The organism is Sorangium sp. So ce145 (genome assembly GCF_051525985.1).
In the GTDB taxonomy this organism is placed as follows: Bacteria; Myxococcota_A; Polyangia; order Polyangiales; family Polyangiaceae; genus Sorangium; species Sorangium cellulosum_B.
In genome coordinates this window covers 3,950,081-3,965,418 of the sequence record NZ_CP150315.1, presented here as the reverse complement: position 1 = coordinate 3,965,418, position 15,338 = coordinate 3,950,081, and the positions used below count along the sequence as shown (strand labels likewise).

Annotated in this window: 12 protein-coding genes; 7 read left to right on the top strand and 5 right to left on the bottom strand. The window is 71.7% G+C overall.

Annotation, left to right across the window (positions count from 1 at the left end):
* Positions 1 to 22 precede the first annotated feature (22 nt).
* Positions 23 to 1,567, bottom strand: coding sequence for a lysine 5,6-aminomutase subunit alpha (locus tag WMF34_RS15095; protein WP_437993718.1), 1,545 nt, complete (start codon positions 1,565 to 1,567; stop codon positions 23 to 25).
* Positions 1,568 to 1,797: 230 nt separating this feature from the next.
* Here WMF34_RS15095 and WMF34_RS15090 point away from each other — a divergent pair, with 230 nt between their 5' ends.
* The 4 genes from WMF34_RS15090 to WMF34_RS15075 all read left to right on the top strand — a co-directional run bounded on the left by WMF34_RS15090 (position 1,798) and on the right by WMF34_RS15075 (position 6,616).
* On the top strand, positions 1,798 to 2,394 hold the full coding sequence (locus WMF34_RS15090; RefSeq protein ID WP_012235519.1) for an FxsA family protein: 597 nt from the start codon (positions 1,798 to 1,800) through the stop codon (positions 2,392 to 2,394).
* Between the two features lie 474 nt (positions 2,395 to 2,868).
* Positions 2,869 to 3,387: an NUDIX hydrolase gene (locus WMF34_RS15085; RefSeq protein ID WP_012235518.1), complete on the top strand. Its 519-nt coding sequence runs from the start codon at positions 2,869 to 2,871 to the stop codon at positions 3,385 to 3,387.
* A 268-nt stretch (positions 3,388 to 3,655) separates the two neighbouring features.
* Entirely contained in the window at positions 3,656 to 4,348 is a 693-nt protein-coding gene (locus WMF34_RS15080) for an oxidoreductase (RefSeq protein ID WP_012235517.1), read from the top strand.
* A gap of 93 nt (positions 4,349 to 4,441) precedes the next feature.
* Positions 4,442 to 6,616, top strand: a complete 2,175-nt coding sequence (locus WMF34_RS15075; RefSeq protein WP_437993717.1) for a RecQ family ATP-dependent DNA helicase — start codon at positions 4,442 to 4,444, stop codon at positions 6,614 to 6,616.
* Positions 6,617 to 6,629: 13 nt separating this feature from the next.
* Here WMF34_RS15075 and WMF34_RS15070 read toward each other — a convergent pair whose 3' ends face one another.
* The 4 genes from WMF34_RS15070 to WMF34_RS15055 all read right to left on the bottom strand — a co-directional run bounded on the left by WMF34_RS15070 (position 6,630) and on the right by WMF34_RS15055 (position 11,145).
* Entirely contained in the window at positions 6,630 to 6,842 is a 213-nt protein-coding gene (locus tag WMF34_RS15070; protein ID WP_012235515.1) for a hypothetical protein, read from the bottom strand.
* A gap of 326 nt (positions 6,843 to 7,168) precedes the next feature.
* Positions 7,169 to 8,227 carry a tyrosine/phenylalanine carboxypeptidase domain-containing protein gene (locus WMF34_RS15065; RefSeq protein WP_437993716.1) on the bottom strand — a complete coding sequence of 353 codons (1,059 nt, stop codon included), beginning with the start codon at positions 8,225 to 8,227 and terminating at the stop codon, positions 7,169 to 7,171.
* Between the two features lie 150 nt (positions 8,228 to 8,377).
* Positions 8,378 to 9,697 (bottom strand): PhoH family protein, encoded by a 1,320-nt coding sequence (locus WMF34_RS15060; protein ID WP_012235513.1) that lies wholly within the window; start codon positions 9,695 to 9,697, stop codon positions 8,378 to 8,380.
* Between the two features lie 86 nt (positions 9,698 to 9,783).
* Positions 9,784 to 11,145: a sigma-54-dependent transcriptional regulator gene (locus tag WMF34_RS15055; RefSeq protein ID WP_012235512.1), complete on the bottom strand. Its 1,362-nt coding sequence runs from the start codon at positions 11,143 to 11,145 to the stop codon at positions 9,784 to 9,786.
* 393 nt (positions 11,146 to 11,538) lie between these two features.
* Between WMF34_RS15055 and WMF34_RS15050 the strand changes: the two genes are divergently transcribed.
* The 3 genes from WMF34_RS15050 (at position 11,539) to WMF34_RS15040 (ending at position 15,239) form a co-directional block, all read left to right on the top strand.
* On the top strand, positions 11,539 to 13,224 hold the full coding sequence (locus WMF34_RS15050) for an aminotransferase class I/II-fold pyridoxal phosphate-dependent enzyme (RefSeq protein WP_437993715.1): 1,686 nt from the start codon (positions 11,539 to 11,541) through the stop codon (positions 13,222 to 13,224).
* Between the two features lie 164 nt (positions 13,225 to 13,388).
* Entirely contained in the window at positions 13,389 to 14,078 is a 690-nt protein-coding gene (locus WMF34_RS15045; RefSeq protein ID WP_231864844.1) for a hypothetical protein, read from the top strand.
* Between the two features lie 363 nt (positions 14,079 to 14,441).
* The gene (locus tag WMF34_RS15040; protein WP_012235509.1) at positions 14,442 to 15,239 is read left to right on the top strand and encodes a hypothetical protein; all 798 of its coding nucleotides are present in this window, start codon (positions 14,442 to 14,444) and stop codon (positions 15,237 to 15,239) included.
* Positions 15,240 to 15,338: the final 99 nt, after the last annotated feature.

Sequence of the window (15,338 nt, the reverse complement as noted above, 5' to 3'; positions counted from 1 at the left end):
ATGCTCGCAGATTCCGGTCGGCTTATGGCCGCTCCAGGACCTCGAGGATCGGGTTCAGGTACTCCGGGTGGCGCGCGACGACCCCCGAGTACCCCTTCCCCCCGGTGCGCGTGCGCCTGACGTCGCCGAACGCGCCGCGCCCGATGGCGTCCCAGACGGTCTCCCGCTCGACCTCCCGCAGCAGCTCGTGCGCCTTGTCGAGGACCTCGCGGGCGCGCCGCTCGACGATGCCGCCCGGCTTCCACTGGATCTCGTCGCCGAGGTGCCGCGCCGCCGTGAAGATGTAGCGGGCGCTCTTCAGCGAGAGATACCTGTCCATGAGGAGCGGTGTGTGGACCGCCTCGCTGAACATCCCGAGCAGCTCGATCGACTGGCCGGTCGTGATCCCGACCAGGTTGAACATCGCGTCGTGGACGTGGCTGTGGAAGATGTCGCCTGTCTTGAACTTGGTGGGCGGCATCCACTTGATCGGGTGCCGGTCGAAGATCTGCCGGACGAGCTGGGCCTGGGCGAGCTCGAAGAGGAGGCTGTCCTCGAGCCAGGGATCGATCTCGAAGGCGTGGCCGAGGCCCATCTGCTCCTCGCGGAGGCCCGCGCGCCGCGCGAACGCCTCGTTGATGAACTGCGACGCGAGCACCGTATGGGCCTTCTCGACCGCGTCGGCGGTCGTGAGGTAGTTGTCCTCTCCCGTGTTGATGACGATGCCGCTCCTCGCGATGATCCTGCGGGAGAAATACTGATCGATGAACGTCCGCTGCATGTTGATGTCGCGGAACAGGATCCCGTACATCGCGTCGTTGAGCAGCATGTCGAGCCGCTCCACCGCCGCCATCCAGGCGATCTCGCTCATGCAGAGGCCGGACGAGTAGTTCGTCTGCGCGAGGTAGGTGCCGGTGTCGCGGGTCGCCTCGTCGGCGGCGCGGCGGATGATCCTGAAGTTCTCCTGGGTCGCGTACGTGCCGCCGTATCCCTCGGTGGTCGGCCCCTCCGGGACGTAGTCGAGGAGCGACTGGGCGGTCGCGCGGATCACGGCGACGATGTCGGCGCCGGCGAACCCGGCGGCCTTGGCCTGCACGGCGTCGTCGTAGATGTTGCCCGTCGCGACGATGACGTACTTGAGCGGCGCGACGCCGACCCGGTGCGCCGCCTTGGTGGCCTCGCGCTCGTCGCGGGCCCTGTCGATCCGGGCGATCGCCTCCCGCGTCGCGGCCTCGAGCGCGCCGCGCGCCTCGGCCGCGGAGGGGCCCGCGCCGAGGTCGGCCGCCTCGCTGAACGCCAGCATCTCCGCGGCCTCCTGCACCGATCCGGCGCCCTCGCAGAGCGCCCGGCCGAGGTGGTACGCGACGCCGCGGCCGGCTTGCCCCGCCCTGTGGATGCGATCGACGAGCGCGTTCACGAGCGGCGTCCCCTCGGCGTCGGCGCCGACCACGCCGTAGGCGCGGGCGACGGTGCGCTCGACGCCGACCGTGGTGTGGCGGTCGATGAAGCGCTGCACCTCGTCGGCGATGTCGGCGGCAAACGCGCGGCACGCCTCCACCTTTTCCTGCTCCACGGGGACAGTCGTCATGAATTTCTCCGGGGCAAGCGCTCTTAGCGCACTCTCACCGCGGCCGGTACTCCGGCGCAGGATCCATGGCGGAGCATGGAACAGCCGGCCTCGCGGGACTCGGCGGCGGCCGATCATGGCGCGGCGCGCGATGACGGCGCGGCGCGCGATGACGGCGCTCGGCAGCGACGCCGGCGGCGGGCGGCCTCACGCGTGCGCGGCGTGGCGGGCGGCGCTAGACGACGGGGGTCATGGGCAAGCTCATCCTGCTCTTCACGGCGCTCCCGATCCTGGAGCTCTGGCTCCTCCTGTCGATCGGCGACGTCATCGGCTTCTGGCCTACCGTGGCGATCGCGCTCGGGACGGCGGTCCTCGGCGCAGCGCTCGCGAAGCGCGAGGGGCTCAAGGTGCTCGCCTCGTGGCGCGGCGCGATGGCCGCGGGGCGCGTCCCGGACGAGGGGCTCACGGGGGGGCTGCTTGTGCTCCTCGGGGCGGCCCTGCTCGTCACGCCGGGGGTGCTGACCGACGTGGCAGGGCTCCTGCTCCTGCTCCCGCCGGTGCGCCGCCGCATCGCGGCGGTGGTGCGGGAGCGGTTCGAGCGGCGGGTGGCCGCGGCGAGCGCCGCCGGCGTCGGCGTCGGCGGCCCCGGCAACGGCGCGTTCTTCAGCATGAGGGTCATCGACCTGGGCGGCGGACCGTTCGGCGAGCGCGCCGAGGGGCGCGCTGGCGCGTCCCGCGGGCGACCGGCGTCATGGCAGGTCATCGACGTCGATGCGGAGGTGACCGAGGGCGCCGACGGGGATGAGGCCGGCGGGCCAGCGCGGACGACGCGACGGCTGCCCGGCTGACACCCCGATGTCATCGATGCCCCGGCGAACGCACGCGCGCTCGCGCTTCCCGGAGCACCAGCGACTCTCACCCACGACACCCGAACACCGGCGTCAGGAGCTCGGCGAGACTCGCGAGCGACGACGCAGGACAATGATTCACGTCCGAGCTGCACGACTGAAACGACAAAGAAACAGAGCGCATTGTAGGCTCATCAACGTCGTCGGCGCAGCCGACATCCCAGGAGAAACGACATGAAGATCTGAACCTGTCCAACACGACGCAACAACGCACAACGACACCAACGCAGCAACCTCTATGAAAGATCCAACTCGAACCTCGATCCCATCGACCCGGCCGCGCCGCCCCGGCAGCAGCGCCAAGAACGACCCTGGCACGACGTCCAGCCCTGAGCAGCGCCGGCGCGCCCGCCTGAACGCCCGGCGGGCGGTGCTCCAGCGGCCCCGGCGCGCGCCCTCGCGGAGGGTGCCGAGATGAGGCTCATCAAGTCGATGGCCGGCTGGCTCCTCGGGTACGTCGATCCACGGGAGCCGCTCGGCAGCTCGCTCATCAACGCTCTTTCCCGGCTCCCCATCCACCTCGCCGCGGACGCCGTATGCCTCCGGAGGAACGCGGACTCCGGCGCCCTCGAGGTGCTCCTGACACAGCGCGGAGCGTCGGCGGCAGGCCCTGGAGAGTGGTGCTGCCCCGGCAGCGTCCTCTCGCCGGGCGAGCAGCCCGAGCACGTCCTCCACCGGGTCGGGATGACGATCTCCGACTTCACGTTCGTCGGCGACTACTTCTCGGCCGCCGCGCGCGGCTGGATGCTCTCCCGGGTCCATCAGGCGAAGCTCGCCGAGGTCCCGGCGACGGGCGCCTGGTGGCCAGTCGAACAGCTGCCGAACAACCTGGTACCCAAGCACCGGGAGCTGGTCATCCCGATGGCGGTCAAGGCCTTCCACGCCCAGCGCGCGAAGCGCTCGCAGAAGGTCGCCAGCGCGCCGCTCACGTGAGGACTGCGGTCGTCCGTCTACGCTGCTCCGGCCGGGCGAGCGCGGCGCGTGGCTGGCGTGACTGGCGCGTGACTGGCGCGTAACTGGCCACGGACAGAGCATGTAGCGCCCGGACACACCAGGAAAGGAAGCGTGGGGAGGCCGCGCCGTCGGTCCGCTCGCGCCGCGCGCGGCCGGCCGCTATGGTTCGCGCGCCGCTTGCGTTACGCTGCGTGGTACGGCTGTGGATCCCCGCGGCGGCGCTCTCCGCGGGTGATTCCGCACGGACATGGAAGACATGACGGTCGACAAGACAGCTCTCATCGTGGGAGGAACGGGCCTCGTCGGCGGCCACTGCCTGCGCCTCCTCGTGCAACAGCCAGCGTACACGAAGGTCGTCGCCCTGCTCCGCCGCCCGGCCCCGATCGAGGATGCGCGGCTCTCGCAGCGCATCGTCGACTTCGACCGGCTCGAAGGCGCGGACTTCGCCGGCGTGAGCGACGTGTTCTGTGCGCTCGGGACGACGATCGCCAAGGCCGGCTCCGAAGAGGCCTTCTACGAGATCGATTATCGCTACCCCATCACCATCGCCAGGCTCGCCGAGAAGGCCGGGGTGAAGCAGTTCGTCCTGGTCTCCTCCGTGGGCGCCGATCCGCGCTCGACCAGCTTCTACCTGCGCGTGAAGGGCGAGCTCGAGCAGGAGCTCTCGGCGGCGAGCTTCGCGGCGGTCCACGTTTTCAGGCCGAGCCTGCTCCTCGGCGAGCGGGGCGAGGTCAGGAAGGGCGAGGCCATCGGCGTCGCGGCGGCGCAGACGCTCCGGTTCACGATGAAGGGCGGCCTGCGCAGGTACCGGCCCATCGACGCGAGGACCGTCGCCGGCGCGATGGTCGCCGCCGCGCTCGACGGGCGCAGCGGTCGCCACGTCTATCACTTCGACGACATGGAAGCGCTCGCCAAGGGCATCGGCGTCGTCCAGGCCTGATCACCGCCATGGCGCCGCCACCCACCGGGCGACGCAAGCGCGCGGAAATGCTAGGGCTCTCGGCAGGCACGGCGCTCGCTCGATGACGCCGCCATGGTCCTCGCTGAACGCCCCTCGCCGATCGTGACCGAGCGCCTCGCCCCCTCCCCGCTGCGCCCGCCGGAGAGCCCGCCACCGTCGCTCGACGCCGTGCTCGCGGAGCGGTTCGGCATCGCCGCGTTCCGGCCGTGGCAGCGGGAGGCGATCGAGGCCCTGCTCGGGGGCGCGGGGCGCGTCCTCGTGGTCGCCCCGACCGGCGGCGGCAAGTCGCTCTGCTACCAGCTCCCGGCCGTCGCCCTGCCCGGCACGGCGCTCGTCCTGAGCCCGCTCATCTCCCTGATGGAAGATCAGGTCCGCGCCCTCGAGGCGCGCGGCATCCCGGCGACGTTCATCGCGTCCAGCCTCGCGCGCGAGGAGAACGGCCGCCGCCTCGCCGCCCTCCGCCGCGGCGAGTACAAGCTCGTCTACGCCGCGCCCGAGCGCCTCGCCCTCGACGGGTTCCTCGAGGCGCTCGCCGCGAGCCGCCTCTCGCTCGTCGCCGTCGACGAGGCGCACTGCATCGTCCAGTGGGGGCACGACTTCCGGCCCGACTACCTGCGCATCGGCGCCGCGCTCGCGCGGCTCCGGCCGCCCCGGGTCCTCGCCTGCACCGCGACGGCGACCCCCGACGCGCGCGACGAGATCATCCGCCGGCTCGGCTGGCCGCTGCCCGCGCCCGACGGCGCGGGCGACGGCGGCGGCGATGCGGTGAGCGGGCGCGGCCCCGAGGAGCCGCCGCCCAAGGTGATCCTGCGCGGCTTCGCCCGGCCCAACCTCCACATGCAGGTCTCCGCCGTCGACGGCCCGCGCGAGGCCGGGCGCCGCACGGCGCGCGCGCTGCTGGAGGCCCTCGGCGATCCCGGGCGGCCCCGCGGGGCGGGCATCGTCTACGCGGCCACCCGCAAGGGAGCCGAGCGCCTCGCCGAGGCGCTCCGCGACGCCGGCTGGAACGCGGAAGCGTACCACGCCGGGCTCGCCCCCGAGTCCCGCGCGCGCATCTCGGCGGGCTTCGCCGATCGGAGCCTCTCCGTGGTCGTGGCCACGAACGCCTTCGGCATGGGGATCGACCGCCCCGACGTCCGCCTCGTCGTGCACGCCCAGCCGCCGTCGTCGATCGAGGCGTATTACCAGGAGGTCGGCCGCGCCGGGCGGGACGGCGGCCCGGCCCGCGGCCTCCTCCTGTTCGCGCCCGCGGACATCGCGCTGCGCCGCCGGCTCTGCCAGCTCGGCGAGGGGGGCGTCGAGGCGAGCGCCGACGACGCCGCGCGCGCCTGGGGGCTGTTCCGCGAGCTGCTCCGCTACGTCGACGCCGCGACGTGCCGGCACGACTTCATCCTCCGCTACTTCGGCGACGAGGCCGAGTCGCTCGGCGGCTGCGGCCACTGCGACGTCTGCCTGGAGGTCGACGCCCTCGAGGCGAGCGACCCGGCCGCGCTCGCCCGCGACAACGACCTCGTGCGCCGCGCGCTCGCCGGCGTCGCGCGGGTGAAGGGCGGCGCCGGGCTGCAGGCGGTCGCGTCGATGCTCATCGGCGAGTCGAACGAGCGCGTCCGCCGCATGGGGCTCGACCGGCTCTCGACGTTCGGCGTCCTCGAGAAGAAGAGCCACGACGAGGCGATGTCGATCCTCCGCGCGCTGCTCGCCAACGCGTGGATCGATCTCACGACCGGCGAGTTCCCCGTCCCCCTCATCACGCCGGCGGGCTGGCGCGTGATGCGCGGAGACGTGCCCGCGCGGGTGCGGCTCCCGGTCCCCGCCGCGCGCCGGCGGCCGCGCCGCGCGGCGCCGGGCCCGTCCCCGGCGCGCTCGCCGGCGGCCGCGCCCTCCCCGCGGGCGCGCGCGCAGCCGGCCCCGCAGGCGTTCACGTCCGCAGCGACCAGCGACGACGCGGCGCGCCCCGCGCCGGGCGCCCCCCTCCCCGCCTCGCGCGCGCAAGCGGAGCCCGGCGTCGAGCTCGAGGAGCGCGACGTGCCGCTGTTCGAGGCGCTCCGGGCCCACAGGGCCGCGCTCGCGAAGGAGAAGTCGCTGCCCGCCTACGTCATCGCGCACGACCGGACGCTCCGGGAGATCGCGCGGATCCGGCCCGCGTCGCTCGACGACCTCGCGCTCGCGCGCGGCATGGGGCAGGCGAAGATCTCGAGCTACGGGGAGGGCATCCTCCGCGTCGTCCGGGAGTTCTCGGGCCCCTGATCGGCCCGGGACCTCAGGCGAGACCCGCGACGCGGAGCTCCGCGATGAGCTGGCCATCCAGGCTGACGAACGTCGTCAGGCGCCCCTCGACGTTGATGAACACGTCGAGCATCAGGCCCGCGCCGAGCTCCAGGACATGGAGGTCCCCCTTGAGGACCACCGTCGGGGCCTCGCCTCCCCTCGGCGGCCGCCTGGGTTCCCTCTCCATGGCCTTCTTCGAGTTCATGCCCGCCTCCGCCCACCGGCCCATCCGCGCCCAGGACCGCCGCCGCACGCCGCGCGGTCGACCCGGACGCGACCGCACGCGCGAGGCAGCCCGCCCGCCGGCCACGACGTCAAGCGCGTTCCATGCCGTGCTCGCGCGGCTGGAGTGATCCTTCCCTTCACGCAGCCCCCTTTCTCGCCCGCTCCTCACCCGACCGGCGCTGCCTTCATTTCATGGGATCGGCTTCACAGGAAGGCACGAAGTTCAGCGAGGCTCGGACTTTTCTTCCCGGCTTCCCATCCTCCCCAGCGAGCCGGGCAACCCCGATCGAGCTGGGCAACCACGGTTCATCCCCTCTCCCTCGCCCAGGACGAGAGCGACGCTGCTGCGCCCACCGAGACCCGGCCCGAGGCGAGCACCGGCCCCAGCGCCGGCTGCTCCACGAGCAGCGCCTCGACCCGCAGCAGCGCCGGCAAGTAGACGACCTCCCGCGCGAGGCCGCCGCCCCGGTGGACGCGCGCCGCGATGCGCAGGGCGTCTGCCGTGGAGCGCGCGCCGCGCGCCTCGAGCAGCCGCGCGGTCTCGACGAAGCCCGCGCCGCGCTCGACGCTCCGCGCGGCGAGGTGGCGCAGCCCGAGCTCGATCCGGCGGGCGCCGACCAGGTACCCCGCGGCGCGCTCGCGCGCGAGCGCCCAGCCCTCCTGATCGTCGCCCCCGTTCGCGGTCCCGATCGCGAAGATCCCGAGCGGGAGCGCCGCGGCGCGCACGCTGGGCGCCGCGTGCCCCTCGATCTCGTGGAGCACCGTGCGCTCGACGTCGTCGCGCGTGAGCATGCGCCCCCGCGCGACCTGGATCACCCCGTCGCCCGTCGCGGCGAGCGGCGCGATGTCGGCGATCACGACCCGGAGGGGCAGGCGCCGCGCCCCGATCTCGCGGCGCATCCGCGACACGAGCGACCGGGGCGAGCGTGCGTCATCGCTCCGCACCCGCTCCTCGTCGCTCGACGCGGCGCCCGCCTCCTGCTCGACCCAGGTCGCGGCGAGCGCGTCCGCCTGCTCGTCGAACGCGTCGCGCGCGGCGTAGCGGCGGCGCGCGGCGGCCCAGCACCCGGCCCCGCCCGCGGCCTCGCAGATGGCGGCCTCCGCGGCGAGCTCGCTCGCGCGGCCGGCGTAGACAGCGCCGAGCTCCCCTTGCCCCGCGAGCCGCTCGGCCGCCGCCTCCATCGCCTTCCGGAGATCGCCGTGGTCCTGCGCGGGCGCGTAGGCGAACCGCGGGAGCTCCCCGCCGCTCCGAGCCCACGAGGCGGCGAGCCGCGCGAGCTCCTCGACGAGGTTCACCGGCGTGCTCGACCCGACGACGCGGATCCGCCGCGCCGCGGCGCCGAGGAGCCGATCCGCGTCCGGCACCCACGCCGGAGGCGCCGGCCGCTCGGCCGACCTAGCTCGAGGACGCCGCGCCACGGCCCGCCGCTCCTTCCAAGTACGCCCCCGCCCCGTGTGCCCCTGCCCCGTGTGCCCCTGCCCCGTGAGAGCGCCGCGCGCCCGGTGCCACCCGCCTCAGAGCAGGTTCGCCGCGAGCTCCGCGAGCTCGCTGCGCTCGCCCTTGGCGAGCACCACGTGACCCGCGATGCGCTCGCGCCTGAACCGCTCCGCCACCACGAGCAGGCCGTTCGACGCGTGGTCCACGTACGGGTTGTCGATCTGCTGAGGGTCGCCGGTCAGCACGATCTTGGTCCCCTCGCCGCACCGCGTGATGATCGTCTTCACCTCGTGCGGGGTGAGGTTCTGGGCCTCGTCCACGATGAGGTACTGGTGCGGCAGGCTGCGCCCCCGGATGTAGGTCAGCGGCTCGACCTGGATCTGCCCGCTCTCCAGGAGCTCCACGAAGCCGCGCGCGTCGCGCCCCGGCCTCGTGCCGCCGTTCGAGAACAGGAACTCGAGGTTGTCGAAGATCGGCTGCATCCACGGGTTCAGCTTCTCGTCCACGTCGCCCGGAAGGAAGCCCAGATCGCGCCCGAGCGGCATGATCGGCCGGCTCACGAGCAGCCGGCTGTAGGCGTTGTCCTCGGTCGTCCGCTTGAGCGCCGCCGCGAGCGCGAGGAGCGTCTTGCCCGTCCCGGCCTTGCCGATCAGCGTGATCAGCCGGACCGAATCGTCGAGCAAAAGGTCCAGCGCGAACGCCTGCTCCTTGTTGCGCGGCCGGACCCCCATCACCCCCTCCCGCCCGACGCGGAGCGCGACGATCTGCCCGCGCGCCGCGTCGAACCGGCCGAGCGCCGTGTGGCTCGGCGCCCCCGCGTCGCGGAGCAGCACCGCAGAATTCGGCAACAAATCCGCGACGTTGGCGACGGAAAGGGAGCCGTTCTGGAAGAACGCGTCGACCTCGGCGCCGGGCACCTCGATCTCCACCACCGACTGCTCGATGGCCGGGTCGTGAACCCGCTGGTTCTCGTACGTCTCCGCCGGGATCCCGAGCGCGTCGGCGCGGATCCGGAGGTTCGTGTCCATCGTCACGAAGATGGTCGGCCGATCCTTGTGCCGATCGCGGATGTCGATCGCCGTCTGCAGGATGGCGTTGTCCTGCGATCCGGACTCCAGCCCCACGAGCAGCTCCGGCCGCCGCTCCGGGATCGCGATCCGCAGCGTTCCGCCGCTCTCGAGCAGCACCCCGGTCGCGAGCGTCCCGGCGCCGCGGACCTCGTCGAGCAGCCGGGCGATCGTCCTCGCGTTGCGCCCGCGCTCGGAGCCCTCCCGCTTGAACTGATCGATCTCCTCGATCGCGTAGATCGGGATGATGACGTCGTTGTCCTCGAACCTGAAGATCGCGTGCGGATCGTGGAGGAGGACGTTCGCGTCGAGAACGTAGTTCTTCTTCATGGGGGAGCGGGACGACGTAGCCGCCTGAAGCGACGGGCGCAAGAGAGCTGTTGTGCCGCCCGCGCCTGGTTGCGGTCACGTCGTCGTCAGAGATCGATCCGGTAGTCCTTGATCTTGTAGAGCAGCGCCCGGTGGCTGATCTCCAGCACCTCGGCCGCCTTGGTCCGGTTGCCTTTCGTCTTCTGGAGCGCGCGCCGGATGAGGATCTCCTCGATGACGCGGGACGTCTTCTTGATCGACAGCTCGCCGCTCGTCAGCTGCATCTGGATCGGATCGCGCGCCTCGCGGATCCGCTCGGGCAGGTCGGCCTCGCCGATGCGCTCGCCCTCGCAGAGCACCATGGCGCGCTCGACGGTGTTCTCCAGCTCCCGCACGTTGCCCGGCCAGCGGTACTCCAGGAGCAGCCGCCTCGCCTCGGGCTCGAAGCCGCGGATGTTGATGCCGAACCGCGCGTTGTTCCTCGCGAGGAAGTGATCCATGAGGATCGGGATGTCCTCCCGCCGCTCGCGGAGCGGAGGGATCGCGATCGGGAGCACGTTGATCCGGTAGAAGAGGTCCTCGCGGAACCGGCCGGCCTGCGTCTCGGCCATGAGGTCGCGGTGGGTCGCCGCGAGGATGCGGACGTCGACCTTGATGTCCTTGCTGTCCCCCAGCCGGCGGAGCGTCTCCTCCTGGAGCACCCGGAGCAGCTTCACCTGCAGCGCGAGCGGCAGTTCGCCGATCTCGTCGAGCAGCAGCGTGCCGTGGTTCGCCTGCTCGAACAGCCCCGCCCTGTCGTTCACCGCGTCGGTGAACGCGCCCCGCTTGTACCCGAAGAGCTCGCTCTCCAGCAGGTTCTCCGGGATGGCGCCGCAGTTGACCGCGACGAACGGCCCGCCGCGGCGGCTCGACCGCCGGTGGATCGCCCGGGCCACGAGCTCCTTGCCGACGCCGCTCTCGCCCGTGATGAGCGCCGTGGTCTTGTAGTCGGCGACCTTCGCGATCGTCTTGAAGATCACCTGCATCGGCGGGCTCTTCGCGAGGATCTCCTCGAAGAGGTTCTCCCGCCGGATCTCCTGGCGCAAGACGCGGTTCTCGCGGCGGAGCGCCTCCCGCTCCTCGGCCTTGCGGAGCGTGAGCAGCACCTCCTCGGCCTTGAACGGCTTCTGGAGGTAATCATAGGCGCCGGCCTTCATCGCCTCGATCGCCAGGTCGACGTTGCCGTAGGCGCTCATCACGATGACCGTGGCCTCGTTGCCCTTCGCCTTCAGCGTCGCCAGCAGATCGAGCCCGCCCATCCTGGGCATCCGGACGTCGGTCAGGATGACGTCGGGCCCGAACGTCTCGACCATCGCGAGCGCCTCCTCGCCGCTCGAGACCGCCTCGACTTCGTAGCCATCCCGCTTGAGGAAGGTGCGCACCACGAGGCGCAGGTTTTCTTCGTCGTCAACGACTAGGACACGGCGCATACACCCTGAAAACTTTTCCTACACCGGCGCGCACCACTCCGCAACGAGTTGCGTCTTTGCCCCTGCCGCAGCCTGTCCTCCGCGGTGTTTGGGAGTCGGGCGCGGCGCGCGCGGGCCCCCGGCGGGCGAGCTCTGCGAAGGTCGCCGCGCACCGCGCGAACGCCCCTGCGCGACGCGGAATGCGCGTGCGCGGCGACGGCGCTTCGCGGCGCTCGTGGCACGCCGGGACGACGCGGTGGTGGCAGTTGACGCGGCCCGCGCAGGCTGCTTTAGCGGCGACACGCGCAGGGAACCAGCAGGGGCCCGCGAGGCCTCGATCCTGCACGCCGGAGCGGCTTTCGCGGACAGGACCGCGCCCCTTAATTCGATCGCGTGAGGAGCCAGGGCATGAGGATGAAGGATCGTCTGGTCGACCAAGCAAAGAAGCTCACCTCGTCGGGCGTGGTCGTCCGTGTCGTCAGCAACGATCGCGTGATGCGGCTCGCCACGGGGGTCATGGACGCGAAGAACCGCCTGCGCGCCGCCCGGGAGCGGGCCGCGGAGGCCTGGGACATCCTGCTCAACGGGCACGCGCTCCCGAACATCGATCCCGCGCTCGACGACGAGGCCGGCGTCCACGTGGCGACGCCGTCCCGCGCGGCGGCCCGCCAGCCCGCCGCGGGCGGCGCGGGGGGCGCGGGGCTGTCGGTCGTGGAGGAGACGGCGAGCAGCGACGCGCCGCGCGAACGTACCGCCGAGCGCGCCGCCGCCCGCACGCACGTGAACGGCGTCGGCGCGAACGGCGCGGGCTCGAACGGCGCCGGCACCTACGTGGCCGCGGCGGCCGAGCAGCAGCTCGCGACCCAGATGGCGGCGCGGACGTCGCTGTCGCGGATCGGCGGGCGCGACGTGTTCGAGAAGGCGTACAAGTTCATGACCGCGGACAACGCCCGCGCCATGGGCGTCTACCCCTTCTTCCGCCCGCTCGACTTCAACAACGGCCCCGAGGCGCAGCTCGAGGGCCGGACCGTGATCATGCTCGGCTCGAACAACTACCTCGGGCTGACGACCCACCCGAAGGTGCGGGAAGCCGCGCGGAACGCCATCGACAAATACGGCACAAGCATGACCGGCTCGCGGCTCGTGAACGGGTCGATGCGCCTCCACAACGAGCTCGAGCAGAAGCTCGCCGCCTTCCACGGCAAGGAGGCGGGGCTCGTGTTCACGACGGGCTATCAGGTGAACATCGCCACCATCTCGGCGCTCCTCAGCAACAAGCGGAGCGTCGCGATGATCGACAAGGACGATCACGCATCCATCTACGACGGCGTGCGGCTCGCGCAGGCGGCCGGCGCCCGGATGGTGCGCTACAAGCACAGCGATCCCGCCGCGCTCGACAGCGCGCTCTCCGAGCTCGCCGACACCGAGGGTGCCCTCGTGATCACCGACGGCGTCTTCAGCGCCCAGGGCGAGATCGCGAGTCTGCCCGGGATCGTCGAGGTGGTGAAGAAGCACAAGGCGCGGCTCCTCGTCGACGACGCGCACGCGCTCGGCGTCATCGGCCCCGGGGGCCGCGGCACGGCCGCGCACTTCGGCCTCGGGAAGGAGGTCGACCTCATCGGCGGCACCTTCTCGAAGTCGCTCGCCTCGATCGGCGGCTGGCTCGTCGGTGAGCGAAAGGTGCTCGATTACATTCAGCATTTTGCCTACAGCTTCCTCTTCGCGGCGAGCGCCGCGCCGCCCTGCGTGGCCGCCGCCATGGCCTCGCTCGAGGTCATGCAGGAGGAGCCCTGGCGCCAGGAGAAGCTCCGCGAGAACTTCACGTACATGCGCACGGAGCTGCAGCGGCTCGGCTTCGAGCTCGGCAAGACCGAGACGGCCGTCATCCCCATCTACATCCGCGACGATCTCAAGACCGTGATGATGTGGAAGTCGCTCCTCGACGACTACTCGCTCTACGTGAATCCGTTCATCACGCCCGGCGTCCCGCCCAAGCAGCAGGTCCTGCGCACGAGCTACATGGCGACCCACGAGCGCAAGCACCTCGATCACGCGCTCGAGGCGTTCGAGAAGGTCGGCAAGAAGTTCGGCGTCATCTGAGCCGGTGAGCCGCTGAGCCGGTGAGCCGCTGAGCCGGGAGGAGCGCCCTCCGGGCCCGCTCCCCGCGCTCGACGTGATCGTGATCGACGCGCGCCCGCCAGGTTCGGCATTTTCGCCGCGCGGCGGGCGTGGTCAGCTGAGCGGTCATGGATCTTCGACCGTTCATGCAAGGTGTCGCCGGGGCGCTGGGACCTGCGCTCCGCTCTTTCTTCCTGACCGCCGCGGCCATGTCGTTCCTGGCCCTCGTCCTCGCGGCCTCGTCGTATGCCATCGCGGCCGACGGCTCGGCGCTGCGCGGGGGGCTGGCGGCCGTCGCGGCGCTCGCGCTCTCCGCCGTGATCGGCTTCACGCTGTCGTGGAAGCGGGCGCTCGGCACGGGCATCCTGCAGATCGTGCGGGCGAAGCGCCTCGGCGGGATGCTCGTGACCGCCGTGTTCGAGCGGCTGCTCGGCGTCTCCGAGCAGGCCGAGGCGGGCGCCCGCGGCGGGCGGATGGCGCAGGCGGTGGAGCGCGTCCCGCTCAACGAGGCGGTGAAGCGCCTGCGCCTCGCCGTGATCCACAGGGTGCAGGCCGCGCCGACGGGGGGCGGCGTGCGGGGGTTCCTGCGGCGCAGGATCGAGGCGCAGCTGCTCGGGACCATCGAGACGCTGACGCTGGCGCGCTTCCGCAACGAGGCCAACCAGGGAGGCGGCATCGACCTGCTGAAGGTGCGGGACGAGCTCGCCCAGGGCGTCGACGGCCTCGTCACCGACCAGATCGAGGGGACGCTGCTGAAGATGACGCTGCTCCTCGTCGGGGCCGCCGCGCTCGCGTCCCTCGGGGCGGCCGCGGGCATCCAGTACATCCCCCTGTGATCCTCCTCTCAAACCACGCGCAGGCCCTCTCCCCTCTGCGCGCCCCCGGCCCTCGGCGAACGGCGCCTCGCCCGATCGAGCGCCGCCAACGGCTCAAGCCGCTCCCCTGCCCGAACGACGCCTGTCGCTAGCGAGTTGCGCCAGCGCACGCAGGCCACGCCGCCGCGCGCCGCTCGGAGGCTCTCCGTGCACATCGGCTTTGCCTAATTGCTCTCCATTACGTTAGTGTCAGCCGACTGCCGTTACGTTTCATGTTGCTCTCATGTTTCATGTTGCTCTCATGTTTCATGTTGCTCTCATGTTTCATGTTGCTCTCATGTTTCATGTTGCTTTCACCTCATGCTGCGCAGAGGAGGCAATTCGATGATGGAGAACGATATGGGGAGATGTTGCTCGGCGCTCGCTTGCGTCGTGGGGTTGCTCGCGTCGCCGGCCGCCTGGGCTCAGGATCCGGCGCCGCCCCCGGCTGATCCGGGCGCAGCGGCCGCGGCCGCGCCGGCGCCCGTGGCGGAGCCCGCCGCGCCGGCGCCGATCCCGAGCTGGTTCCGCTTCGACGCAGACAGCCTCGGTCTCCAGCTCTGGGCCGGCGCCACGCACCAGGTCGGCCCCATCAGCCTCTCGAGCGACATCTACCTCACCACGCTGGGAACCGCGGAGTTCGACATCGGGCCCGCCTTCACGATGGGCCCTGTCACCCTCAACCCGATGGTGGGCTTCTCGTTCAACTTCATGACGATGGAGCCGGCGGCGCTGGTCGCCCCGCAGCTGTTCACCTTCGTCGACGCGAAGCCCGTTTACTTCGAGTCGTGGATCCTGGGGTCGTTCTCCAGCATGTTCAACGAGAGCGTCCAGAACTACGTCTACACGCGGGACTTCCTGCTCTACTACCCCATCGACGACTTCGGCATCGGCCCGCACCTCGAGGCAACGGTCGACCTCAACGAGGTCGTGACCTCCGTGGACGATCCCTTGACCGCCGGTGTGGACGAGGGGAGCGTCGACGAGAGCGGCTTCGCCAGCCTGCAGGTCGGCGGCGTGATCGGGCTGAACTACGGCACGGGAAACAAGCTGCTCCTTTACCTGGGCTACGAGACGCAGGAGGAGAGCCAGGCCGGCGGGAACAAGCTCGCTGGCCGGTTCACGTTCGTCCACAACTTCTGACGTCGCGCGGCGCGCGGCGACGCCCGCCGGCGCGGTAGGGGCGCACGCCCTCGCCGCCTTCCACCTTCCGGTCGAGCTTCCCGCCGGCCTCGCGCGCTG

Excerpts from the sequence above, each read along its gene's own strand:
- WMF34_RS15045 (WP_231864844.1), top strand. The coding sequence starts at position 13,389 with ATGCAAGGTGTCGCCGGGGCGCTGGGACCTGCGCTCCGCTCTTTCTTC.
- WMF34_RS15095 (WP_437993718.1), bottom strand. The coding sequence starts at position 1,567 with ATGACGACTGTCCCCGTGGAGCAGGAAAAGGTGGAGGCGTGCCGCGCG.
- WMF34_RS15070 (WP_012235515.1), bottom strand. The coding sequence starts at position 6,842 with ATGAACTCGAAGAAGGCCATGGAGAGGGAACCCAGGCGGCCGCCGAGG.
- WMF34_RS15040 (WP_012235509.1), top strand. The coding sequence starts at position 14,442 with ATGATGGAGAACGATATGGGGAGATGTTGCTCGGCGCTCGCTTGCGTC.
- WMF34_RS15090 (WP_012235519.1), top strand. The coding sequence starts at position 1,798 with ATGGGCAAGCTCATCCTGCTCTTCACGGCGCTCCCGATCCTGGAGCTC.
- WMF34_RS15050 (WP_437993715.1), top strand. The coding sequence starts at position 11,539 with ATGAAGGATCGTCTGGTCGACCAAGCAAAGAAGCTCACCTCGTCGGGC.
- WMF34_RS15080 (WP_012235517.1), top strand. The coding sequence starts at position 3,656 with ATGGAAGACATGACGGTCGACAAGACAGCTCTCATCGTGGGAGGAACG.
- WMF34_RS15075 (WP_437993717.1), top strand. The coding sequence starts at position 4,442 with ATGGTCCTCGCTGAACGCCCCTCGCCGATCGTGACCGAGCGCCTCGCC.
- WMF34_RS15085 (WP_012235518.1), top strand. The coding sequence starts at position 2,869 with ATGAGGCTCATCAAGTCGATGGCCGGCTGGCTCCTCGGGTACGTCGAT.
- WMF34_RS15055 (WP_012235512.1), bottom strand. The coding sequence starts at position 11,145 with ATGCGCCGTGTCCTAGTCGTTGACGACGAAGAAAACCTGCGCCTCGTG.
- WMF34_RS15060 (WP_012235513.1), bottom strand. The coding sequence starts at position 9,697 with ATGAAGAAGAACTACGTTCTCGACGCGAACGTCCTCCTCCACGATCCG.